The sequence below is a fragment of the [Anoxybacillus] calidus genome (genome assembly GCF_013760845.1).
In the GTDB taxonomy this organism is placed as follows: Bacteria; Bacillota; Bacilli; order Bacillales; family Anoxybacillaceae; genus Paranoxybacillus; species Paranoxybacillus calidus.
The window spans coordinates 28,001-53,082 of record NZ_JACDUU010000004.1 but is presented as its reverse complement, the minus strand read 5'-3'; the positions used below and the strand labels follow the sequence as shown (position 1 = coordinate 53,082).

20 protein-coding genes, 1 pseudogene and 1 other annotated feature are annotated in these 25,082 nt (G+C 40.1%); of the genes and pseudogenes, 17 read left to right on the top strand and 4 right to left on the bottom strand.

What is annotated here, in order from left to right:
* Positions 1–1,020, top strand: coding sequence for a stage VI sporulation protein D (gene spoVID / locus HNQ85_RS09230; protein WP_181537465.1), 1,020 nt, complete (start codon positions 1–3; stop codon positions 1,018–1,020).
* Positions 1,021–1,175: 155 nt separating this feature from the next.
* A complete protein-coding gene (gene ysxE / locus HNQ85_RS09225) occupies positions 1,176–2,201 on the top strand; it encodes a spore coat protein YsxE (protein WP_181537464.1) in 1,026 nt (341 codons plus the stop codon).
* A gap of 15 nt (positions 2,202–2,216) precedes the next feature.
* Here the strand turns inward: ysxE and HNQ85_RS09220 are convergent, their stop codons facing one another.
* Positions 2,217–2,408: a hypothetical protein gene (locus tag HNQ85_RS09220; RefSeq protein WP_181537463.1), complete on the bottom strand. Its 192-nt coding sequence runs from the start codon at positions 2,406–2,408 to the stop codon at positions 2,217–2,219.
* A gap of 168 nt (positions 2,409–2,576) precedes the next feature.
* Positions 2,577–2,827 (top strand) — a binding site (T-box leader).
* 47 nt (positions 2,828–2,874) lie between these two features.
* Here HNQ85_RS09220 and HNQ85_RS09215 point away from each other — a divergent pair.
* The 3 genes from HNQ85_RS09215 (at position 2,875) to HNQ85_RS09205 (ending at position 10,421) form a co-directional block, all read left to right on the top strand.
* Positions 2,875–5,517, top strand: coding sequence for a valine--tRNA ligase (locus HNQ85_RS09215; RefSeq protein ID WP_181537462.1), 2,643 nt, complete (start codon positions 2,875–2,877; stop codon positions 5,515–5,517).
* A gap of 121 nt (positions 5,518–5,638) precedes the next feature.
* Positions 5,639–6,943: a bifunctional folylpolyglutamate synthase/dihydrofolate synthase gene (locus HNQ85_RS09210; protein ID WP_181537461.1), complete on the top strand. Its 1,305-nt coding sequence runs from the start codon at positions 5,639–5,641 to the stop codon at positions 6,941–6,943.
* A 91-nt stretch (positions 6,944–7,034) separates the two neighbouring features.
* Positions 7,035–10,421, top strand: coding sequence for a VWA domain-containing protein (locus HNQ85_RS09205; RefSeq protein ID WP_181537460.1), 3,387 nt, complete (start codon positions 7,035–7,037; stop codon positions 10,419–10,421).
* Positions 10,422–10,459: 38 nt separating this feature from the next.
* Here HNQ85_RS09205 and HNQ85_RS09200 read toward each other — a convergent pair whose 3' ends face one another.
* From HNQ85_RS09200 to HNQ85_RS09190, 3 genes are read right to left on the bottom strand one after another with little or no spacing between them, the layout of a single operon-like run.
* A complete protein-coding gene (locus HNQ85_RS09200) occupies positions 10,460–12,430 on the bottom strand; it encodes a hypothetical protein (RefSeq protein ID WP_181537459.1) in 1,971 nt (656 codons plus the stop codon).
* Positions 12,431–12,438: 8 nt separating this feature from the next.
* The gene (locus HNQ85_RS09195; RefSeq protein ID WP_181537458.1) at positions 12,439–13,032 is read right to left on the bottom strand and encodes a prepilin-type N-terminal cleavage/methylation domain-containing protein; all 594 of its coding nucleotides are present in this window, start codon (positions 13,030–13,032) and stop codon (positions 12,439–12,441) included.
* A complete protein-coding gene (locus HNQ85_RS09190; protein WP_181537457.1) occupies positions 13,016–13,528 on the bottom strand; it encodes a type IV pilus modification PilV family protein in 513 nt (170 codons plus the stop codon). The genes HNQ85_RS09195 and HNQ85_RS09190 overlap by 17 nt, the downstream gene beginning before the upstream one ends.
* Positions 13,529–13,641: 113 nt before the next feature.
* Between HNQ85_RS09190 and HNQ85_RS09185 the strand changes: the two genes are divergently transcribed.
* From HNQ85_RS09185 to HNQ85_RS09130, 12 genes and pseudogenes are all read left to right on the top strand, one after another.
* The gene (locus HNQ85_RS09185) at positions 13,642–14,718 is read left to right on the top strand and encodes a hypothetical protein (RefSeq protein WP_181537456.1); all 1,077 of its coding nucleotides are present in this window, start codon (positions 13,642–13,644) and stop codon (positions 14,716–14,718) included.
* Between the two features lie 20 nt (positions 14,719–14,738).
* Positions 14,739–15,605, top strand: a complete 867-nt coding sequence (locus HNQ85_RS09180) for a PRC-barrel domain-containing protein (protein WP_181537455.1) — start codon at positions 14,739–14,741, stop codon at positions 15,603–15,605.
* A gap of 19 nt (positions 15,606–15,624) precedes the next feature.
* On the top strand, positions 15,625–16,995 hold the full coding sequence (locus tag HNQ85_RS17955) for a VanW family protein (RefSeq protein WP_181537454.1): 1,371 nt from the start codon (positions 15,625–15,627) through the stop codon (positions 16,993–16,995).
* 8 nt (positions 16,996–17,003) lie between these two features.
* On the top strand, positions 17,004–18,671 hold the full coding sequence (locus HNQ85_RS09170; protein WP_181537453.1) for a GspE/PulE family protein: 1,668 nt from the start codon (positions 17,004–17,006) through the stop codon (positions 18,669–18,671).
* An 11-nt stretch (positions 18,672–18,682) separates the two neighbouring features.
* Positions 18,683–19,726: a type IV pilus twitching motility protein PilT gene (locus HNQ85_RS09165; RefSeq protein WP_181537452.1), complete on the top strand. Its 1,044-nt coding sequence runs from the start codon at positions 18,683–18,685 to the stop codon at positions 19,724–19,726.
* Position 19,727: 1 nt separating this feature from the next.
* Complete coding sequence (locus HNQ85_RS09160; RefSeq protein WP_181537451.1) at positions 19,728–20,939, top strand: type II secretion system F family protein; 1,212 nt, start codon at positions 19,728–19,730, stop codon at positions 20,937–20,939.
* A gap of 91 nt (positions 20,940–21,030) precedes the next feature.
* Positions 21,031–21,465, top strand: coding sequence for a prepilin-type N-terminal cleavage/methylation domain-containing protein (locus HNQ85_RS09155; protein ID WP_181537450.1), 435 nt, complete (start codon positions 21,031–21,033; stop codon positions 21,463–21,465).
* A 22-nt stretch (positions 21,466–21,487) separates the two neighbouring features.
* Positions 21,488–22,237 (top strand): prepilin peptidase, encoded by a 750-nt coding sequence (locus HNQ85_RS09150; protein WP_181537449.1) that lies wholly within the window; start codon positions 21,488–21,490, stop codon positions 22,235–22,237.
* A 14-nt stretch (positions 22,238–22,251) separates the two neighbouring features.
* The gene (gene pilM / locus HNQ85_RS09145; protein WP_181537448.1) at positions 22,252–23,214 is read left to right on the top strand and encodes a type IV pilus biogenesis protein PilM; all 963 of its coding nucleotides are present in this window, start codon (positions 22,252–22,254) and stop codon (positions 23,212–23,214) included.
* Positions 23,204–23,800: a PilN domain-containing protein gene (locus HNQ85_RS09140; protein WP_181537447.1), complete on the top strand. Its 597-nt coding sequence runs from the start codon at positions 23,204–23,206 to the stop codon at positions 23,798–23,800. The genes pilM and HNQ85_RS09140 overlap by 11 nt, the downstream gene beginning before the upstream one ends.
* Positions 23,797–24,588 carry a pilus assembly protein PilO gene (locus tag HNQ85_RS09135; RefSeq protein ID WP_181537446.1) on the top strand — a complete coding sequence of 264 codons (792 nt, stop codon included), beginning with the start codon at positions 23,797–23,799 and terminating at the stop codon, positions 24,586–24,588. The genes HNQ85_RS09140 and HNQ85_RS09135 overlap by 4 nt, the downstream gene beginning before the upstream one ends.
* A 27-nt stretch (positions 24,589–24,615) precedes the next feature.
* Positions 24,616–25,062: pseudogene (locus HNQ85_RS09130) on the top strand (type II secretion system protein); the annotation flags it as partial.
* Positions 25,063–25,082 lie beyond the last annotated feature (20 nt).

The window sequence follows — 25,082 nt, the reverse complement described above, 5'->3', positions numbered from 1 at the left end:
TTGGAGCAATCATACTTGCGTTTTTCGATTGAGGAATCGATCTGGTTTAAAAGGGGACAGGAAGTCTCTGAATTTATATCCATCTCTTTGGATCCGATTATTTCTGTCGAAGAATATGAACAGTATATTACAATTCGTGGAGTTTTAGAGTTAAGCGGAGAATATCGAATGGTTGAGGAAGAAGAAGATAGAGGATATTCGGATGATTTAAGCGCGCATCGTCTTGTTCAAGAAGTAACAACGCGCGAAGACGGGGTTAGCGAATTAACACATCGTTTTCCAGTTGATATTACCATTCCAAAAAATCGAATCGAAAGTTTAGAAGATGTATATGTAACGATTGAATCATTTGATTACGATCTGGCGGAACACGGACGGCTATTGTTGACCGCAGATATTTCTATTAGTGGTATTTATTCTTCTGAGCTAAATACGACTAATATGGAAGAAAACAGAGATGAGCTTGAAGCTGTACAACGAAGTGAGGAGCACGAAGAAATAATAGAAGAAAGAATAGAAGAATATGAAGAAAAACAACAAGAGGAAGAAACAGAAACAGAAGACTTGTTTGACCCTTTTGAGGTAATAGCACGTAAGGAAGCATATCAGGAAAATATGGAAGAGATAGATGAAGAAGTTGATGAAGAACTTGATAAAGATCGAGAGGTTGCGCCAATACAAGTCGAATTAAAAAGCCGGAAAGAAGAAGTTTTTAAAGCGGAAGCGAATGAGGAAGTAAGTAAGGAAGAACAAACGGAGACGTCCCAAGCCGAAAAGAAAGTGTCAAAACGAAATGAAAATGCACTTTATTTAACAAAAATTTTCGCAAAAGAAGAGCACCAAGATTTTTCAAGATTAAAAATTTGCATCGTTCAACACGGGGATTCGCTGGACAAGATTGCTGAACGATATGATGTGTCTGTACAACAATTGCTAAGAGTCAATAAACTCGAACAAGAGTCAGATCTATATGATGGACAGCTTTTATATATTCCGATACCAGCGACAAGCAAAACATAAGCGAAAATTGAGGCTGACCTAAAAGAAAATGTCAGACCACACAACACAATATATAGGACATAACATTGAGCAATGAACGATATATTGTGAAATGCACGTGAGGTCAGACATTTATGGGTCAGCTCCTTCTTTTTATGATGAGAGGAGTGTCCGAATTGAATCATCAACTCCTTGAACAGTATCAACCTATTTTGCAGCAGTATCGTTTACAAGCGGATTATATTGAAGACTATGGGAAAACGAAAAAAATTTATACGCGAGCAGGTGTTTTTGCATTAAAAGAACTGTCTATGCCTCATCAGTTGCAGACCATCCGCGATGCTTATCGATTTTTTACGAAAAAAGCGATTCCTCTTTTCCTTGCATATAACGGCAATCCATTTGTTTTTTACAGAGAACGGTACTATTATTTAATGCCTTGGATTTCCGATGAAACGAAAGAGGAGAGAAATGAGCGGCATTTGCAATTGTTTCGCGACCTTGCCCACGTTCATCGGAAATCATTAAAAGAGATCGAAATAAAGGAAGAAGAATTAACAAATTATTATAACTCAATGAAAAAGCGACAGGAGGAACAAAGGGAGTTTTTACAATCATATATTGAAATGTGTGAAGATGAATGGTACATGTCGCCGTTTCAGCTGCAGTTTTGCACTTATTTTCATGAAACGATGCAAGCGTATTGGTTTGCACAAACTCAGCTTGAGAAATGGTATGAAAAAGTGCAGGAAACAAAGAAATGGCGCGTCGCTGTGGTTCATGGGAAAGTTGCTTTATCTCATTATGTATATGATCAAAAAGGAAATGGTTATTTTTTGAGTTTGGAACGCTCTCACGTTGCATCTCCGCTTTCGGATCTTCTTAGCTTTTTTCGTAAATATTTGCGAACGTATCCAGTTAAGGGGAATGAATGCATCAATTGGTTTCTAGAGTATCAGCAATCTTTTCCTATTCAAGAAGAGGAAATAGCTCTGTTTTTAAGCTATTTAGCCCAGCCGGAAATGATTTACAGAATTATTCGTCAGTATGTGGATAAATCCAAAAAAATGGATGAACGCCGACAAGTTTCACAACTGCAAAAGGCATATTGGTTAATGAAAAACAGCGAATATTTCATTATGCGTATTATTGAAATCGAGGAGAAAAAGAAAGCACAAGAAGAATCCCATGCATCGTCATAGTGGCATGGGATTTCTCTATATCCATTCCAAATGTAGGGCAAAGGCAATTAAAATGAAAATGGCCAGCAAAACGACATCAAACGTCGTCGGCAGAAAAATCGTGCGTATTGCTTGAAAAATTGTGAGGGGAATAATGATTTGTGCACAAACGGCGCGGACTTGCCGAAGCCAAGGCGGCAATGAATAAGGGTTGTATCTTCTTTTCATTTTTGTTATCCTCCGAAAGGTTAGTATACTATTACATTATGAAAAAATATAAATGATTGTGATTTTTTTCTGTCACAAAAACGAAGAAGTGTGAATAAATAAATAAAAATTTGGCAAAGATTATTGACGATTCAAATATTTTTTCGATAGTATATTGACAGATACACGGAAAAAGCGAAGACAGGGAAGAGTACAGCGAGTAACGCCTTCAGAGAGAGAAATCATTAGCTGCGAGATTTCTTAGGATGGTTATCGCTGGAAGGTCGCCCTTGAGCTGCTTCTTTGAACGGTCATCGACTTAGTAGAAGAAGCCGGTTGCAGCCGTTATTGGATGAAGTGCTTAAGCAATAGGGAGTAGTATACCCTTTTGCTTAGGAAAAAAGGTGGTACCGCGAAAGTTCACTCCTTTCGTCCTTTTCGGATGAAAGGAGTTTTTATTTTTATGATAGGAGGGAAAACAAGCAAGATGGAGACAAAAGAGATTACCATGTCGACAAAGTACGACCATAAGGCAGTCGAAACAAACCGCTATCAGTGGTGGCTGGAAGGCAAATTTTTTGAAGCAACAGGTGACAGCGACAAACAGCCATTTACCATTGTCATTCCGCCGCCAAACGTAACAGGAAAATTGCATTTAGGGCATGCGTGGGATACAACGTTGCAGGATATTATCACGCGCATGAAGCGAATGCAAGGCTATGATGTATTGTGGCTTCCGGGAATGGACCATGCCGGCATTGCGACGCAAGCGAAAGTAGAAGAAAAACTTCGTAATCAAGGGCTTTCCCGCTATGATTTAGGCCGTGAAAAATTTGTGGAAGAAACATGGAAATGGAAAGAAGAATATGCCGGTCATATTCGCGAGCAATGGGCAAAGCTAGGTCTCGGTTTAGATTATACGCGTGAGCGTTTCACATTAGACGAAGGCTTGTCAAAAGCGGTTCGCGAAGTATTCGTATCGCTTTACAAAAAAGGGCTTATTTACCGCGGTGAATACATTATTAACTGGGACCCGGTAACGAAAACAGCGCTTTCTGATATTGAGGTTATTTACAAAGATGTTCAAGGTGCGCTTTATCATATGCGCTATCCGCTTGCTGATGGTTCCGGTTATATTGAAGTAGCGACAACGCGTCCGGAAACGATGCTTGGCGATACAGCGGTAGCCGTTCACCCAGAAGATGAGCGCTATAAACATTTAATTGGCAAGACGGTGATTTTACCGATTACCGGTCGTGAAATTCCAATTATCGGTGACGAGTATGTGGATATGGAATTCGGTTCCGGTGCGGTGAAAATTACGCCAGCTCATGATCCGAACGATTTTGAAATCGGCAACCGTCATAACTTGCCGCGCATTCTTGTGATGAACGAAGACGGCACGATGAATGAAAATGCAATGCAATACCAAGGCTTAGACCGTTTTGAATGCCGCAAGCAAATCGTTAAAGACTTACAAGAACAAGGCGTTCTTTTCAAAATTGAAGAGCATGTACATTCTGTTGGCCATAGCGAGCGCAGCGGGGCGGTTGTTGAACCATATCTTTCAACGCAATGGTTCGTAAAAATGAAGCCGTTAGCCGAAGCGGCAATTGAACTGCAAAAAACAGACGGAAAAATCAACTTTGTACCAGAGCGGTTTGAGAAAACGTATTTACACTGGCTAGAAAACATTCGCGATTGGTGCATTTCGCGTCAACTATGGTGGGGACATCGCATTCCAGCATGGTACCATAAAGAAACAGGTGAAATATATGTCAATCATGAGCCGCCTGCGGATATCGAAAACTGGGAGCAAGACCCAGATGTCTTAGATACATGGTTCAGCTCCGCGTTATGGCCGTTCTCTACAATGGGCTGGCCTGATAAAGAGTCCGCAGACTATCAACGTTACTATCCGACAGATGTGTTAGTAACGGGCTATGACATCATCTTTTTCTGGGTATCGCGCATGATTTTCCAAGGACTTGAATTTACAGGAACGCGTCCATTTAAAGATGTATTAATCCACGGATTAGTACGCGATGCGCAAGGGCGAAAAATGAGTAAATCACTTGGAAACGGCGTTGACCCGATGGAAGTGATTGACCAATACGGTGCTGACTCACTCCGCTACTTCTTGGCAACTGGAAGCTCACCTGGTCAAGATTTGCGCTTCAGCACAGAAAAAGTAGAAGCGACATGGAACTTTGCAAACAAAATTTGGAACGCTTCCCGTTTTGCATTGATGAACATGGGTGGTCTAACATATGAAGAAATTGATTTAACAGGTGAGAAATCGGTTGCGGATAAATGGATTTTAACGCGTCTCAATGAAACGATTGAAACGGTAACGAAGCTGGCTGAAAAGTACGAATTTGGCGAAGTCGGCCGCGCGCTTTACAACTTCATTTGGGACGATTTATGCGACTGGTATATTGAAATGGCGAAATTGCCGTTATACGGTGAGGATGAAGCAGCGAAGAAAACGACTCGCTCGGTTCTCGCGTATGTACTTGACAATACAATGCGTCTATTGCATCCATTCATGCCATTCATTACCGAGGAGATTTGGCAACACTTACCACATGAAGGAAAATCGATTACGGTAGCGAAATGGCCGGAAGTTCGCCCTGAATTAACAGACAATGAAGCGGCAGAAGAAATGCGATTGCTTGTTGATATTATTCGTGCGGTGCGCAACATTCGCGCCGAAGTAAATACGCCGTTAAGTAAGCCAATCAAACTGCACATTAAAGCAAAAGACGCAAACGTTCAAGCGACACTTGAAAAGAACCGCGCTTATATTGAACGCTTCTGCAACCCAAGCGAGTTGATTATCGGAACAGATATTGCAACAACAGAAAAAGCGATGACAGCGGTTGTTACTGGTGCAGAGCTCATCTTGCCGCTTGAAGGACTAATCAACATTGAAGAGGAAATTAAGCGCCTTGAAAAAGAACTGGAAAAACTCGATAAAGAAGTTGAGCGCGTTCAGAAGAAGTTAAGCAACGAAGGCTTCATCAGCAAGGCTCCGGCTCATGTCGTCGAAGAAGAACGCAAAAAAGAAAAAGATTACATTGAAAAACGCGATGCGGTACGTGCGCGCATTGCGGAATTAAAAGGATAGACAATCGCTTTATAAGTCATTTATGATGAAGACGAATCCATTTGTTTGGGTTCGTCTTCGTTTCTTATGGAAAACATGTTGCTCAATGCTATATCGAATATTCAACAGGGGGAGATGTCGCATGATTCATACATATGATGAAGCAGTTTCATGGATTCACAGCCGTCTGCCATTTGGCATAAAGCCAGGATTGGAACGAATGGAATGGATGATGGAACGTCTCGGGCATCCAGAGCGCCGCATTAAAGCCATTCACGTTGCCGGGACGAACGGAAAAGGCTCAACGGTTTGTTATTTGCGCCATATTTTGCAGGAAGCAGGCTATTCCGTTGGTACATTTACATCTCCATATGTCGAGCAATTTAATGAACGGATTAGCATCAACGGAACGCCGATTAGCGATGAAGAAATTGTGGACTTAGTCAATGTGATTAAGCCGCTAGTGGAGGAAGTAGAACAAACGGAATTAGGTGCTCCGACTGAATTTGAAGTGATTACGGTAATGGCGATTTACTATTTTGGAAAAGTGAACGTTCAAGATGTTGTCATTTTTGAAGTAGGGCTTGGCGGTCGCTTTGATTCAACAAACGTGATTTATCCGCTTATCTCAGTGATTACCAATGTCGGTTTTGATCACACCAAAATACTAGGAGATACGCTGACGAAAATTGCTTTTGAAAAAGCAGGAATCATTAAAGCGGGAGTTCCTGTCATTACTGGAGCGGAGCAAGAAGAAGCGCTAGAAGTCATTTTCGAAAAAGCGAAAGCCGTCAAAGCGAAACCATATGTGTTAGGTAAAGACTTTGAGGTTAAAGATTATAAAGCAATGGAAAACGGTGAACGGTTCTCAGTAGATACGTTATTTTCTAAATATCGAGACTTAACGATTTCGATGTTTGGTTTCCATCAAGTGAAAAATGCCGCACTAGCTGTGATGGTCGCTGATTATTTAAGAGTATATTATTCATTTATCATTGAAGAAGAGGCGTTAAGAAGCGGACTTGAAAAAGCGCGATGGATTGGACGATTTGAAAAAGTATCGGACAACCCGACGATTCTCCTTGACGGGGCGCATAATGTAGAAGGAATCAACAGCCTCGTTGAGACGATAAAAACACACTATCCGGACAAAAACATTCATGTCATTTTCAGCGCCTTAAGAGACAAACCGCTTGAAAAAATGATTCAACCGCTTGCCGATATCGCTGAATCCATCACGTTTACGTCGTTTGACTTTCCAAGAGTGGCAGAAGCCAAAGAATTATATGACCAATGTGAACACGCAGCAAAGGCATACGAGGAAGATTGGAAAGCGGCGTTGAAAAATAAAATGAGTGAAATGAAAGAAAAAGATGTGTTGGTAGTAACTGGTTCATTATACTTTATTTCAGAAGTACGACCATTTGTAAAAACAAACAAAAACTAATTAAAGTCAGACGAAAGACCTATTAGGACGAATGGGGGTCTGATATAATAAGTGATAAATATATGGGGAGAAAAAAAAGGGGGGGGGAGGCGTGAGAAACTTCTTTATAAGATTAATAGTTTTTTTCATCAGTTTTGTAACTGTTTTTGCATCTTTTGTCCATTATCCATTAGTAGCAAAGGCGGATGATAAAAAGGACGGAACATTTACAACGGTTAATAATAGCGTGATTAAAGGCATTGTAACCGCACCAGGGAAAGAAAATGGAAAAGGGAATACGGTTACGAAGATAGAAATATGTGTAAGAAAAGAAGAGGATGCAAATTGCAATCAAACAAATACGTTCATTGCTACTATTAACAATGTTAATGAAGGCCAAGGGATGAAAACATACGAATTTAGCGTAAACATGTCTGATAAATGGCCAGACGGTTTAAATACGACCTATGAAATTACAGGTAAGGCTTACCGTAAATTAGGTAGTGGAAAAGAAAAATTTTATTTTGATTTTCCGGAAACACCGTATAAATATCAAGCTAATGGGTCATCGAATCCAATTGAACCGCCATCAGGAAATGATGATAACGAATTATCTTTAACGCTTAACAGCGTAGAACCAACGAAAAAAGAATCATTTTTGGAAAACGGTGTTGCTTTAAGCGGTTTAAACTTTTCCGTTAACCGTAATGGAATGCTTTCGGAGAACCCAAGAAAGCCGATTGACGTTGTGTTTGTGTTCGATAAATCTGGCTCGATGGATTTTAAAATTAGTTCTAATTCTTCTGTCAAAAGAATTACAAGAGCGAAAGAAGCAATGCAAACGGCTGCAACGGTTTTTAAAAATGCCAATATGAATCGGACAAAGAAAGATCGATTTGGATTAGTCGTTTTTGACTCGGAAGTAACAACGTATCAATTTGGAGCACAAAAGCAAACTTTGACAGAAAATATTGATGACATAACAAAAGCTTTAAATAGTGTCACGGCTGAAGGAGCAACAAATTACAGCAATTCTTTAGAAGCGGCGGATCAAATTTTTGCTGAAAATCCAGCTGATTCAAGAAGTAAATATATTATTTTTTTAACAGATGGGGAACCAACTTTTTTAAAAACAGATGAATTTGTGCAAGGGCTTTATCATTATTACCAAAATGGGAAGAAAATTAATTATCCATACACCAATTTATTAGGAAAACATTCCCAGGAAATCATCTACGTGGTTGATAGTAATGACAGAGGTTATATCTATAACGATGAGTTTTGGATCTTTGATTATTATTACCAATTCATGAGTTTTGAGCAAAATCCTTTTTACTATAACGGAAAAAATATTTATTTTAGTGAACATGCATCCGTATATATTCAAAATCATGCCAAAAAAGTCAGTCAAGAGATAAAGGACAAAGGAATCAAACTATATCCAATCGGCTTTGGCGAAAGTAAGTTTAGTTTTTTGCAGGAATTATCTAGTAAGGATGACGCTGGTCAACCGCTAGCTAAAAACGGAAACACTGAGAATTTAAATACGATTTTTGAAGCGCTCGTTAAAGATATCGATACGCCTGCTTTTACCGATGTTCGAATAGAAGTCAAATTGCCAAACAATGTTAGCGTTGACGGAAGTCATCCGCAAATTACAACAAGCGGAGGCTATGCGATGATCCGTCCGGAAGGTGGTAAAGTAAAATATGAAGTCGGTCAACCGCCTGGTCCTGTCAACTTCCCTTCTTTACCACTTAAATTTACAGCCAAAGGTGAATATAACTTTGAAGTTACATTAAAATATAAAGATTTGAATAATCAAGAACAAGTTGTTCGTTATGATAAACCGATCACTATTAAAGTGGATGAAGAGGTCCATCCTTCCTTCACAACAAAGATGGAATATGCGTTGCCTCAAGGAGTTATCGTTAAAGATCATGTCATTCAATTTGTAAAAACGAATTCAAGCGAAACTACGAAAAATACATTTGAACTTAAATATTCATTAACACCTTACGCAAAGTTGCCTGTAGGTAAAAAAGGAACATTGTCTAACATAACCATTAAACAAAAGCTGCCTTTAGGAGTCAGCCTAGCGGATACAACTGGAGTCAGTGAGCAAACGCTTCCAGATGGAACGAAGGAAATCACTTTTACATTTGAGCCGTTAAGTTACGAAAGCAAAAGTACAGGAATGTGGTTTTCAGATAGCAACCTTTCCAAAACAATTAGGTTAAAAATTGATTATGCCATTCCACCGTCAGCCATCGCTAATCCAACGATTGAATTTTATGACAGCAATATAAAAGAGGAAAGGCAAACAGCAACAGTAACGTCCCGCTTTTACGAATTAATGGAAATGAATGTATTTTTAATTGATGAGCAAGCGTCAACACCTTTGGAATATAAGGGAACGTATAATGGAGAAATCGTTAAATATATTAGAGATTCAGGAAAATTAGAAGCAGCCACTCATTTAAATGACAATAATGGAGTTAAAAAAATGCTCCCGATTAAAGCATTAGATTTCCATGAAGGAAATCGAAACATACTTGTTGTGGCTTACGCTGATAATACGGAAGTTTTATTTAAACTCACGCCTGAAGTCGCTATAGAATCAGCAAATGTACCTGGGAAAATTTTAGAACATGATGGGACCTATCAGTATACTGTTTATGAGCCTGTATCTGTATTTTGGTCTTACATTGTTCCGGGGGCTGGTACTCAATATGAATATTCTGTTAACGGATCAAATCCACTTCAAGTGATTGCTGACCCATCATCTTGGAGTTACGATGTCAATGTTCCGGGGACAACAACGATAAAAGTCAAAGCGACAGGTGGTTTCTTAAGAGAACCATTCGAAAAAACATTAACCATTCATTCTCTCTTACTAATAGGGATTACATTAGACCAATATAATCCAAAAATGAATATTGGCGAATCGCAAGTATTAAGAGTGTTACTAAATCCAGATCGCTTACCGTTAAACGCTTTTACGTTTAACTGGTCATCAAGCGATAGCAGTATTGCGACAGTAACAGGAGGTACAGTCAAAGCTTTGAAAGAAGGAACGGTTACGCTTACCGTTTATCCGGAAGAATTCCCGAACAAAAAAGCAACAGCAACGATAACAGTCACCAATCCAGTTATTCCGCTAGAAAGCATCCGCTTTAGACAACCAACGTTAAGTTTAACGATTGGTGAAAAAATACCTGTTGCATCATTATTGGAGTTTAACCCATCCAATGCGACAAACAAGAAACTGGAATCCGTGTCGTCTTCTGCATCTCAATATGTCGAAGTAACGAATGAGAAAGGACAGTGGTATATCACTGCAAGGAATTATGGCTATTCAACCGTCACTGCCATTGCTGAAGAAAGAACAAATGACGGCCAGGATATCAGAGACTCCATCGTAATTATCGTTACGAATTCAGGAGGAGGAGACGACGGGGGAGGTACAGGTTCTGATATACCGAAAGGAAAATGGTAATCAATAAAGCCGCAAGGGGCTGCATTCCCTTGCGGCTTTTATTGTAATTCAATCGCGTCTGGAATGACTTGCAATTCATCCACAAGCGGCAAATCGTCGATTCGTCTTAGCAATACTTTTTTATCATATTTTACATTGAAACGGGAATATTTATCAGTTTGGAAGGTAGGTTGGTTCCCGTCCATGGTCATTTGTTTTAAATCTTCTTCGTTTTTCGCTTGTCCACCGCGAATAGCGTTAATAACTAAATGCTCACGTGCAAATAGACCACCGTCAATATAAAATAATGAACCGACACCATATAGTTCTGCATTTTGATGTGTGTAGAAAAACGCTTGTAACGGTTTGATTGCAGAATCCGTCACTTCACCGTTAAAATTAGCAGGTTCGTCTATCATGGAAAAATTTCTGAATTCATTGATGCGTGTTATAGTCAAATTTCCATTCGATAACAAGACAAGCTGTTTATCATTGTTATCCGCACCGAAAATGTTGGCGCTTGAGATAAACGATTGCCCCATTACATAAATCACAGAGTCAAAGATAAAATTGTCATTTTCATTTTTATTTAAATCATCGTTTCCAAGCACATAAAAATCTCTATTTCCCATCACGTAGCCGCGGATTGTAAAAGAAGAATCTCTTGCCACAAGTTTCGTGTTTCCGTTAATAAAGACGTTTCCGTTTATTTGGAAGTCAGTATCATTAACCATTTCCAAATTTCCACCGACAACTGTATTATATTGCAGTATTCCTTCTGCATCGTCTCCCGCAAAATTGGCAATCGTCACATTTCCTGTTACGAATAGATTGCCAATTTGCAAATCTCCATAATTCGTAATTGTCAAATCGCCATTGACAATTAAATCAGGTAAATCCAGTCTAGAGATGTTGCTTAAATTAACGTTACCGATTATTTTTAGTGGTTTTGTGCGTGTTGTCGTAGTCGCATTAGTCAGTTTAATGGTTTCATTGTTTTTAGATTGCAAAACGGTTTCTTCGTCACTCGTTAAATCGGATAAATCGATGCTTGTTTCTTTATCATCTCGAGGAAAGAAAATCAAAGTGCCGCCATTTTCGATGAGATGATTTACATAGTTTTCAAATTGAGTACGAAAGTTTCCATTGCTGTAGCTAATATTTTCTCCCGTGATATTTTGCAATAATTCATCTGCCCGTGTGTTAAACGTTTCATTGAAGTTTACATCAATGAAATTACTATGGTTTTTAAACAACGGCATTTTTCGCTTATAAAAGTGGTCATTGCTTAACGATGTTCGCAAATCTTTTCCTTCGGAATAAATGTCGCCGAATATCGATGGAAACGGTGTCGGAATTTCCATTAAAACGTTATCTGTTGTATAAAACTTTGCATTTTGCGAGATTTTTAAATCGTTGCTGAATACATTTCCAAGAATGTTCGGAGAACCGTTTATTTCAAGTCCCTTGTTTTCGCCTTCCCCTAAAGAGCCAACGGCATATTGCAAAAAGCTCGGGGTCGGTGAGAGAATCACATTTCGCTTCATTGTTCGCTTAACTGCTGCTTGATGAGTGTCTTTTACGGTTACTTTGATTTCCAGCACGCGAGTAAAATGAAATTGTTTATTGATATAATAAGGTTTTTCTGTACTTATATCCCTAATTTCCAGCGACTCGACAGATGGAAGGCTGTTGTATTTAGGAATAATTTTTTCATTCAGTAGCTTCATTAATGTCGGGTCAAAATTCACATCAACAGTCCCACCATTTTTTGATAACGGAAGGTGGTAACTGGCAGGCAAATCTTGTTCAGGACTCAGTGGGTCTTTTTTCTTCATCGCCAGCTTAAGGTCAGCAATAATTTCTTCCATGATATTGCTCGCTTGGTAAGTAACATCGATATCAGTTTCTCTAATTTCTGTCCGCAATGCGCCGCCGATCGAAGAAGAAATGATGGCAAGTCCGATGGTCATAAATATAAGTGCTACTAATAATACCGTTATTAAACTTGAGCCTTTTTCATTTTTCATCAAAGTCATCACCAACCGAATTTGCTCGCTAGGCGAAGCGTTTTATGAATCGTTGGATGCTGCACGGATAAATCAATATGAATCATCGCGCTTACGCAGTTTCCGTTTTGCTCTTTAGAGCATTGAAATGTAATCGTTGAGTCTTTAAAGTTTGCTTGCGTACTTAATATTTCCTCGTCAATTTTAAATTGATAAAACCCGGTTTCTGTTTCGGCCAATTCAATTTTCGTGGTTGTCGATACTTTATTTCCGTTTTCAACATAGTCCTTTTCAGGATTGATGTCTAAAAGGTCATTGTATTGATCAATTCCGACATATTTGTCGTTTTCTAAAATAATACATGTTCCTTCAGGAGAATTAGGACAATATTCGATATGATCGAAGGGAAGGGAATAAAGCTTATTCATCACTCTAGTGACAACATAATCGGCGTCGTCTCTTAGCTGTCCCTCAATCGCAATTTTGTTATATAAGTTCAGACCGGTAATGAACACACCATAAATGACGGAAAGCATAATCGATGAAATCGTAATGGTCGCCAGCAACTCAATTAGCGTAACTCCGCGTTCGTCTGGGGCCAGTCGTTTAACGAATGTCTTCACTCGTAATAACCCCCTTTAGCTGCGTTGACCGTTCGATATCGTTTCTTTCCCATGTAACGACTACGTTTATCGGAATTAAGTAGTTTTGATAATTTTGCTTATTTTCCAGGGCTTGGACAGTAATTTCGTATTTCGTGTTATTAATTTCAACGTTTTGGCAGGTTGACGGGATAGAAGCATCTTTGTCAAAAGATTGATAGTTTTCAATTATATTTCCATTTTCGTCTGTTGTTTTGCATATGAGAATTTTCAGTTCTTTATCTGTATCTGTAAAATAGTTCTTTAACTCGATGAAACTTTGTTTTTTCATATACATTAACGCATTTCGTGCGACATTAATTCCAACTGTTTTGTCTTCATTTAAAATGGTGTATAGATACGCTTGTTTAAATACTGTCATGATACCAAGCATCACAATTCCTAAAATCGTAATGGATAACATCGTTTCAATTAATGTTAAACCTTTATGATTTTTTGTAAATTTTGTCATAGGCATTTCGCATACCCTTCTTTCAAAATATGTAACTTTATTATACAATATGTTAGAGTCGAGTATTGTTTCATTTTTAGGAAATTTGTCTGATATGTCTCGGAAGAAGGGGTGAAACATTGAAACCGATTTTATTTATGCTTGTTGCTCTTATCATTGTCATTCCTTTTTTATTGATGTTGCCCCTTGGATTGAGCCGGAGTGGGAAAATTGTTGCACTTGTGGTTTCATTATTGTTATCACTGCTTGCATCGATAACGCAATCTGTTTTTCCGCTTTGGCAGCTTGGATTGCTTTTGTTGTTGCTTGCAATGGCCATGACGTATTTGCTCGACCGCCAATTTGGCCATGTTCTTTACGCAGCCGTAACGGAAGAAGAGGATGAAGATGAGCCTTTTTTATTTCATGTACAAAACAAAACGAACGCAGCGGCTGACGAACAGGCGGTTGTTCACGGACATGATGATGTCCTTTTACAGACTGAGTCAATAGTCCTTGTTGAAGAGCAACCATCGGTCGAGCCGTTAGAGGATGGCGAAAATTCAAAAGCGCCTCTCCTATCTAACGATGAGATGAATGTAGAATTACTAGAAAATGATGAGGACATTCAATTTCTCGAACATCGGTTTGAGTTGTTAGATGACATCGTCCGAGACGAAACAAAGCAGGAGAAAAATGATTCATTTATCGAAGAAGAGTTGTTTTTTGTTGAAGCAGAATCGGCATCTTTATTGGAAGTAAACGAAATCGAGGAAAAAGTTTTTCAAGAACAGGAAATGATAGAGTCATTATCGGACGATAATTGGCTTCCTGAATGGCCTCTCAAAGGTGAACAGACAGAAGAGTCAATGACCGTTGAAGCACTTTTTGACGTCGAGGTCGTTCCACATACCGCTGCTAGCCATACGTCACCGCTTCGAAAGCAATTATTACATACGGTCATTACCGAGCTTCAGTTGAGTCGAGAGCATCTTGAAAAGGCGGAGTATGAACGCCGTATCCATCAATGTCTCCATGCAGATTTACCCGATGATGATTATTATGCGTTCGCTCGTTTGTTAATCGAGCATTATCTTTTAGAAAAAGATTACGATCAACTTGCTTCATGGCTTATTCATTTGCAAGAAAAGTTTGCTCATTATCCGATTTTATTAAAAGAAATCGAGTTTCTTTCTCATACATTTATTAAATCATAACGAACAGGTGTGGTGAAAGCATGAAAAATAGTGCGCAAATTGTTGGACTTCCGATTATCAGCATTGCAGACGGGGTACAGATTGGAAAAGTAAAAACGTTAGTCATTAACCCGGAAAAAGGTTCGATTGACTTTTTAACGATCGAACAAGAAGATGTTCAGTTAAGCCTAAAAGCGATTCCGTTTAAAAAAGTAGTGGGAATCGGAGAATTTGCTGTAACGGTCGAAAGTGATAGCGCGGTCATTGATTTAACGGAAATTCCGATTGCCAATCAACTTGTCAATAAGCAGATTCGTATTAAAAACACAAAAGCGATGACGAGAAAAGGACAGTTGCTTGGTGAAGTGACCGAATTTTTTGCGGATGAGGAAACAGGGGAAATATTAGGAATTGAATTAAAAATCGGGGAACGCCAAGCTGTATTACCGTCCGATTTTGTTTTAACATATGGAAAAGATATAATCATTGTGAATGAAAATGCTTCTTCGTCCCTACTGGATGAGGCAAAATTGCTCATTCAAAAGGGACAAACTCCAGATGAAAAAAAAACGGAACAAGTAGATGAATTAGCCACTTCCATTCCAGCTAATGAGTTCATAGAGCGAAAATCGTTATCTGCTGAAGAACATCGCCAATGGCTTGCGGCAATCGAAGAAGTGGCGGTAGAACAACGGGCTAATGGCATCGAAGAGGATGAAGCGCTGATTGTTTTGAGAGAAAAGCAAATTGAACTGCTGCAAGGAAAACGAGTCACAAAAGACATTCTCGACCGAAATGGGAATGTTCTCATTGAAGCAGGGACGATTTTAACAGTGGAACATATTACGAAAGCGCAAGAGGAAGGGCCGAGTGTGATTGTGGATGTATCGATGAACGTTGATGTGTAAGCAAAGGGGGCTTTTGCTTGTGAGGCAAGCAGCTGCGGTAAAACTGTTTTTTGTCATCGTCATTTGTACCTTCTACCTTATTAGTTTCTCACAAATCGGCACCTTTGCTTATCAATCGTTTTTTAAGGAGCCGAGCCGTTTTGCAGAAGGAACGGTTATTGGCTCCGTTTCCGTATCAAAGCTATCGAAAGAAGAAGCGACACGTATTGTTCAAGAAAAAGTAAATGAATGGAAAACGTCGACAGTACTACAATTGACCTATCAAGAAAAAACAGAAGCACTTCCTACCCAACTCTTTACATTTCAAGTAGAACAAAGTGTCGAACAAGCTGCCGCGGGGCAACCATCACAGCTTGTTGTTCAATTCGATGAGCAGTCATTTTCGAAGCTGATTGAGGAAGTAATGGCCCCATTATCGTTATCCTCTATTAATCTCAAAAAATTAAAGAGAGATATCATGAGCATTGCTGCGAATTTACAGATGGGAAAACAGTCCATTGACCTAACAAACTATTTCATCGAGAAACAAGGAGTCCAAAAACAACCGATTAGTGAAGTAATGATGGGGAATCTAGGTGAAAGCGAAGCGGAAGTGATCGCTTGGGTTTCCAATCATCCAACGATTGAAATAAAAGGAAAAAGCTTATTCTCGCTTTCTGCCTATTTGAACAAAAAAAGTGAACCGCTCTCTTCAGAAGGAATGAGCATTATTGCCTCTGCCATTTATCAGGCGATTTTGCCGACGAATTTTATGATTGTTGAACGTCATACAAGCCGAGACTTGCCTAATGAAATTCCTCTCGGCTATGAGGCGAAAGTAGACAAAGTAAGTCGTGATTTTCGCTTTTATAATCCGAACACGAGCACGTATACGTTACAGTTTAAAGCGATGAATAACGGTTTTCGCGTTACGCTAACAGGATTACCATTGGTTTATCAATATGTTGTAAAAGTCGGTGAGATCGAGTATTTTACTCCGAAGACAATCATCCAATATAGCTCGCTTTTAAGCCCTGGAGAACGTCGAATGAAGCAAAAAGGTAAACATGGAATACTAGCGAAAGTCAAAAAAGAAATCTATGACGAAAACAATCATTTGTTGAAAACGGAGATCGTTGCCGAAGATTTCTACCCACCTTCGCATAACATAGAAGTTCGTGGGCTAGAGCTTGGTGTTGATTTGTCTAACAATGAAACGAATCCAACGAACGATCATCAAGTTCCATCGGAACAAGATAATCAAGGTGAATCGGGGCAAGAACAAGAGCAAGGTGAATCAAGAAACGAGCAAGTCAACGAAGATGAGAAGCAATCAACATCTCCAACTACAAGTGAACAAAACACTCCTTCGAGTGAGCAAGATTTGGATACCGAACTGTATGAAAAGTAGGGATGAGAATGAAGAAAAAACAAGAACGGAAGCGATTAGGGGATTTATTAGTCGAGGCTGGACTGATTACAGAAGAGCAACTGCAAGAAGCGTTACAAGAAAAAGCACCCGGTCAAAAGCTAGGAGATGCGCTCTTGCAGCGTGGGTATATTACGGAACAACAGTTAATCGAAGTCCTTGAATTTCAATTAGGTATTCCTCATGTGAGTTTATATCGTTATCCCATTGACCCGAAGTTGACGAATCTTATCCCAAAAGAATTTGCGAAACGTCATATGGTTATGCCGTTAAAGGCGGAAGGAGACCGGCTGCTTGTCGCGATGGCGGATCCGATGGATTTTTTCGTCATTGACGATTTACGCCTTTCGACCGGGTTTCATATTGAGACTGCGATTGCCTCGAAAGACGATATTTTGCGGGCGATTAACAAGTATTATGATATTGACGAGTCGATGGAAGATTTTTTACGCATGACTCCGGTATCCGAGACGGTAGAAGAAGAACGAGTGACTGAAGAAGATTCACCGATTGTTCGACTTGTCAACCAAATTTTACAATTAGCGGTCGAGCAGCGGGCAAGCGATATTCATATTGACCCGCAAGAAACAAAAGTGTTAGTTCGTTACCGTATTGATGGGGTATTACGTACCGACCGCGCTTTACCGAAGCATATGCAAAGCGTGTTAACAGCAAGAATTAAAATTTTAGCAAATATGGATATAACTGAACATCGCATTCCGCAAGACGGTCGGATTAAAATGAATATAGACTTCCATCCGGTTGATTTGCGTGTCTCGACGTTGCCGACGGTGTATGGGGAAAAAATTGTGATGCGTGTCCTTGATTTAGGAGCGGCTCTTAATGATATTCATAAATTAGGATTTAATAAATTAAACTTACCGCGGTTTATCGAACTCATTGAAAGACCAACGGGAATTGTATTAATTACCGGGCCGACCGGTTCAGGAAAATCCTCGACATTGTATGCCGCGTTAAATCATTTAAATAGCGAAGAGGTTAATATTATTACGATTGAAGACCCAGTCGAATATCAATTAGAAGGTGTTAACCAAATTCAAGTCAATCCGAATGTCGGTTTAACGTTTGCGCAAGGATTGCGCTCGATTTTGCGCCAAGATCCGAATATTATTATGGTTGGGGAAATTCGCGATCGAGAAACAGCGGAAGTGGCGATTCGCGCGTCGTTGACGGGGCATTTAGTGCTAAGTACACTACATACGAACGATGCGTTAAGTACGATTACGCGCCTTATTGATATGGGGATTGAGCCATTTCTTGTCGCTACTTCATTAACGGGTGTTGTTTCACAACGGCTCGTTCGCCGCGTTTGTCGTGATTGTCAAGAAGAGCAAGAACCGACGAAACGAGAAATCGAAATTTTTGCACGCCGTGGTATGAAAATCGAAAAGTTAGTTCGCGGCCGTGGCTGTCCAACATGCAATATGACCGGGTACAAAGGAAGAATGGCGCTTCATGAATTGCTCGTGATGACCGATGAGATGCGTCGTGTCATTTTAAATAAAGAACCATTTTCGAAATTACGCGAGTTAGCGATCAAAAATAAAATGATTTTTTTAATCGATGACGGCTTATTAAAAGTCAAGCAAGGATTGACAACGTTAGAAGAAGTATTGAAGGTGGCGATTTTGAGCTAAAGGTGAGAGCGATGAAACAGCGATTAGACCATCTTTTACGCGCGGCTTTTGAATACAAAGCATCGGACTTGCATTTAACGGTTGGTGTACCACCGATTATGCGCATTAATGGGGAATTAAAAAAATACGGTCAAGACATACTGCGGCCGGAAGATACGGAAGCGATGGCAAGGTCCATTATCCCCGATGACGTATGGAAGCAATTTCAAGAAAAAGGAGAGCATGATTTTTCTTACGGTATTCCTGGCGTTTCTCGTTTTCGCATTAATGCGTATAAGCAACGTTCCTGTATTTCACTTGCGATTCGTGTTGTACCAACAAAAATTCCGACGCTTGAAGAATTACGCCTGCCGGAAGTGTTAAAGCGGATTGCGGAAAAGCCACAAGGTCTTGTACTCGTTACAGGCCCGACTGGAAGTGGGAAATCGACAACGCTTGCGGCGATGATTGACTATATGAACAAAACGATGCGCAAACATATTATTACGCTTGAAGACCCGATTGAATATTTGCATAAGCACGGAAACTGTATTATTGACCAACGCGAAATCGGCTTTGATACGAATAATTTTGCCAATGGCTTACGCGCGGCACTGCGGCAAGACCCAGATGTGATTTTAGTCGGGGAGATGCGCGATTTAGAGACGATTCATACCGCGATTACGGCTGCAGAAACGGGTCATCTTGTCCTTGGAACATTGCATACTGCAAGCGCTCCGGCAACAATTGACCGTATTATTGATGTATTTCCACCTGCCCAACAATCGCAAATTCGCATTCAGCTTGCTTCCGTATTGGTTGCAATTATTTCGCAGCGCTTATTTCCAAATGTACAAAAAACAGGACGAATCGCAGCAACGGAAATTTTAATCAATAACGCCGCCGTAGCGAACTTAATTCGCAATGAAAAAATTCACCAAATTGTGAACGTGATGCAAACGAGTCGTGCAGCAGGGATGCATACGTTAACAACAAGCATAAAAGAATTAGTGCAAGCTGGACTCATTCCTAAAGAAGTAGCTGAACCTTACTTGATGCAGGAGCGTGTCGAATAACATGCCGCAGTTTAAATACCAAGGACGCAATATAAAAGGAAGAAGACAAACCGGTACGATTACAAGCACGTCGAAACGAGAAGCAATCATCAAATTGCGGCAAAAAGGCATTAAAGTGCTCGAAATTAATGAAGTACCGGAAACGTTATTAAACAAGGAAATTACGTTTGGCAATGCGGTAAAGCTGCAAGATTTTGTCATTTATTTACGTCAATTTGCGACATTGTTAAAGGCGGGGGTATCGGTTGTTGATTCGACGCGCATTTTAGCAAGCCAGACGGAAAGTAAGGCACTTAAAAAAGCACTTGAAGAGGTCGAAGAAGACCTTCGCGCTGGAAATCCGTTATCCATGGCAACCGCAAAGCATAAACGCATCTTTCCACCGATGTTCGTGAACATGATAAAAGCAGGGGAAGCGGGCGGAAATATGGATGAAACGCTCGAACGGCTCGCCGATCATTTTGAGAAAGTTCATCGCACAAGGCAAAAAATGGTTTCTGCGCTCGCCTACCCGATTGTTGTCGGCATCATTGCGATTGGTGTTGTCATCTTTTTATTAATTGGCGTTGTTCCGACGTTTGTGCAAATGTTTGCGGATTTTCATGCCGAATTGCCAGCGATTACGAAATTTGTCCTTAAAGCAAGCGAGGTCATGCAAGTATATTGGTGGCTTGTTGTGCTTGCCATTTTTGGCTTGTATGTATTATTTTCGGTACTTAAAAAACATAAAGAAAGCAAGTATTATATTGACTATGTCATGTTACGCATGCCGATTTTCGGAAAACTGTTGCAAAAAGCGGCGTTAGCGAGAATGGCGCGAACATTAAGCTCATTATTTTCCAGATCTGTGCCGATTTTACAGGCTTTAGCGATTGTCGAAAATGTCGTCGAAAATGAAGTAATCGCTAAAGTCATCAAGCAGGCACGCGACTCGCTTGAACGCGGACAATCGCTGACCGAGCCGATGAAAAAACATTGGGCATTTCCGCCGCTTGTCACGCAAATGATCGCTATCGGCGAAGAAACCGGATCGCTTGATGCGATGCTCGCTAAAGTCGCCGACTTTTACGAAGCGGAAGTCGAAACGACAACCGACCGTCTAAAGTCACTTATCGAACCATTCATGATCGTCCTTTTAGCCGGCATCATTGGAACGATTGTGACATCCATCATCGTACCAATGTATGATATTTTTAATCATATTCATCAATAAGATTAAGAATTTATTTTCAGAAAATTGATAGATATTGTAAAATGATAGATAAAAAGACTTATAAATATTAGGAAAAAGGAGAGGGGATTACATGTTAAAACGATTTGTAAAAAACGAGCGGGGGCTCACACTTATCGAATTACTAGCTGTTATCGTCATTTTAGGAATTATCGCGGCGATTGCGATTCCGAGTATTAGCAACATCATCGATGGTACAAGAGATAAGGCAAAAGTTGCTGAAGCAATCCAAATCATCAATGCGGCCAAACTTGCCCATGCAGAACATCCAGATCAAGTGAAATGGAAATACAATGCAGATACAACAAATGGCTATGCTGCTTTAAGAGCTTACTTAGATAAAGTCAAGGATAATAATTTTGAAGTATTATATGATAGTTCCACTAAGACATACTCAATAAAAGCTCACGAGGCCTATGGAGCAGTGAATAATATATTGAATCCTACAACTAGGTATACCAACGATTCGCTTATTCCTGAGCAAACACTAATAGATGCCACTAAATAAAATATAAAGGATTTAGTAACTTATGATTTTAATATGGTTATTTTTAATCGGCTTACTTCTAGGTTCCTTCTTCAACGTCGTCGGTCTTCGAGTGCCGAAAGGAGAATCGATTGTTAAGCCTCGTTCGCATTGTCCAAGCTGTAAGCGTACGCTTACGGCTTGGGAACTTGTTCCTGTTGTATCATATGTCGTTCAAGGCGGGAAGTGCCGCGGATGCGGCGTACGTATTTCGCCGCTTTATCCGTTTGTTGAGCTCTTTACCGCGATTCTTTTTACGATTTCACCGCTTTTGGTGGGATGGTCAAAGGAATTGGTCGTTAGTTGGACGCTGATTTCGTTATTGATGATTATTTTTGTTTCCGATATTCGCTATATGATCATTCCTGATAAAGTGCTGCTGTTTTTCGCAGTCATTTTTATTATTGAACGAATATTCGTTCCGCTTTTGCCGTGGTGGGATTCTCTTGTTGGTGCTGTTGTTGGCTTTTCTCTATTGCTACTTATTGCCGTCCTTAGTAAAGGTGGCATGGGCGGCGGGGATATTAAATTATTTGCTTTGCTTGGCTTTGTGCTAGGATGGAAGATGGTGTTACTAGCATTCTTTTTGTCTACGCTTTACGGGACCGTTTTTGGGATGATTGGTATGGTGCTTGGCAAAGTGCGTCGCGGTGAACCAATGCCGTTTGGACCTTATATTGTGTTTGGAACACTGACTGCTTATTTTTTTGGACAATCCATTCTTGAATGGTATCAGCAATTGATTTTGTTTTAGTGCGAGGAGAACATATGAGCATGTTCAAATTTTTTCAATCGCGACATAAAGTAGCTAATCTTGTTATAAAAGATCATGTGATTCGTTATGTCGAGTTAAAACCTCATAATCCGTTTTCGATTCAAAAATGGGGAGAACGTGAGCTTCCAAGCGGAATTATTCATGATGGAAAAGTAGTCGACCATGAAACGCTTGAAATGATTTTAGAAGAATGTGTAAGCGAGTGGAAGTTGAAACATCGCCGTGTTCGATTTATCGTTCCCGATCCAGTCGTTGTCATTCGCCAAATTTCGCTCCCGAATGATTTAGAAGAGGATGAGATTCGCGGCTACTTATTTATGGAACTAGGAACGACGATTCATTTACCGTTTGAGGATCCAGTATTCGATTATGTCATTTTGGAAAGAACAAACGAGAAGCTGAGTATTTTATTGTTTGCCGCTCCGGAACAAATCGTCATGAGCTACGCGCAGCTGCTTGAAGATGTCAAACTCCGTCCCATTGCAGCGGATGTTTCGCCGTTATGTGTATACCGTTTATTTTACACGGCCGATCAAGTAAAAAAAGACGATCACTTATTAATTGTGCAAATCGATGGATCGGCAGTGAATGTGAGTGCTTTTTATGAACATAAACCCGTTTTCATGCGTCAGCTTTTGTTTGAATCGCATAATGAACAAGATGACACTTCGAAAAAAGAGGTAGAAGAACTACTTCGTCCGTTTGAAGATGTTTATAAAGAAATTGAACGGGTCATGAGTTTTTATCGCTTTTCGATTCGCCAAGGAAACGAGCAAATTACACGTATGTTTGTAACGGGGGATCATCCGTATTTATCGCACATTCATGAAACGATGCAAGATCGTTTTGAAGTCCCTGTTGAACGTCTTTCCGGGGAAATAGGAAATTTGATTGATACACGCTATCATTTAGCATGGGGATTAGGATTAAAAGAGGGAATTCATCATGGTAATTGACATTAACTTACTGCCGAAAAAAGAGCCGAAAAATGTTGTTTTCCTCGTTAGTACCGTTATCGTATTGTTGCTTGCGATGGCGACCGCTTTTGTTTTTTATGTGTCGATGCAAAAAGCGGAAATAAAAATCCATTCGTTAACGCAAGAGTTGAAGCAAATGCGTGCGTTGGAGGTGGCGGAACAGCAAAAGTTGGCAAATGTTCAATCGCTACAAGAAGTTCAAGAATTAGAAAAGACGGTCAAATGGGCAGAACAATATCCAATGAAAACGGTACTCCTTCTTCGGAAAATGACAAAACTTTTACCAGAACGAGGATTTGTGATGAGTTTTTCCTATGCGGAAGACGGAACGGTGAGTGTGACGGTACAGTTTGATACGAGCGAAGAAGCGGCATATTTTTTGAAATCCCTGTCTGATGCTGATTTTGTGACAGAGGTGCAGTTGAAAAGTCTCACTACTATGGAAGACAAGAGCGGGGAGGAAAACGTAGAAGAAGAGAAAAATGTGTTGCCACGCTATCTCGCTCAATATGAGTTGCACGTGAATAAAAATGCTTTAAAGGAAGAAAAGGAGAAGAAACAATGACCGTTCGTTTTTCCAAGCGCCAACTCGTTTTCCTTTTCACTCTGCTTATCGTCATAAGTGCCTTTTTTGGTGTTCTTTATTTGTATACCCTCAAACCGCTTTATAACCGAATGGATGAGCTAAGTACGACCGTTGCCAATGAGAAACGGCTATTAGCGGCCATGCAAGCACGAGCTGTCGAGCAACAGACTCACGTAACAGAAAGTGTTGTCGAATTACAAAAAAAAGTACCTGTCAAACCGCTTGTTGAGCAACTTTTGCTTGATTTAGAAAAGGCGGAAGTTGTTTCTGATAGCTTTATTTCGAGCATGGTGTTTAACGAAGCGGCAGAAATGAATACGTCAGAACAACAAGCAACAGCCAATAATGCAAATACACAAGGAACAGAAAACGAAATGAATCCTTCCACAACGGAGGAGCAACCACCATCACAACAGTCTGAAACGTCTTTCGCTTTACCAAGCGGACTAAAAAAGATTTCCGTTCAATTGACGGTACAGTCGCCGTCTTACTATCATTTAGAGCGTTTTTTAGAAACATTAGAAGGATTAACGCGCATTGTTTCTGTTGAAGCGTTATCATTTACAGGGAATCCAGAGCTGACATCCATTGATACAGAAGTGAAGCCATTAACGTACTCGTTAACGGTTAGCGCCTTTTATCATCCAGGATTGGTAAATTTACAAGACCAAGTGCCGCCGCTTGACGTCCCTCCTCCAAGTGAAAAACGGAATCCGTTGACGGAATTAATCCCGAACGAGACGAAAAGGGAAGAAACGTCACCTTAGCGGTAGAGGCTTGCGGAGGGAGAGCGAATGCTGCTACGTATGAATCGAGGGATGACGCTCATCGAACTGTTAGCGGTCATTATCTTTTTAGGGATTGTTTCTTCTATTGTGGTTATAGTGATGCTTCATGTGATTGAAAAAGCAAAAGCACAAGCGTTTGTTTCCGATGCCTATGCTCTTTACGAAGCGGCCCGTCTTCATGTTGGGGCAGAAAAAGTCGAGTTTCTTTCTCCCCGAAGAGCGGAGAAGCTCACCTATAGGCAGCTTGTCGAAGATGGCGTGCTCGAGCCGATTCGAGACCCGTATACAGGGAAGATTTTATCGCCTGAACATAATTCTTCTTATGTATTAGTCAAAAAGCAAGACGATGGCCAACTCCAATATTCCATTTGTTTAAAAGGGGAAGCGAAACAAATTTGTACTTACTCAGAAGATTCTCCCGAAGTTCCTGTCAATGCATTGTCCTTGAAGAGATTCGTGAACGAGAATAGGCA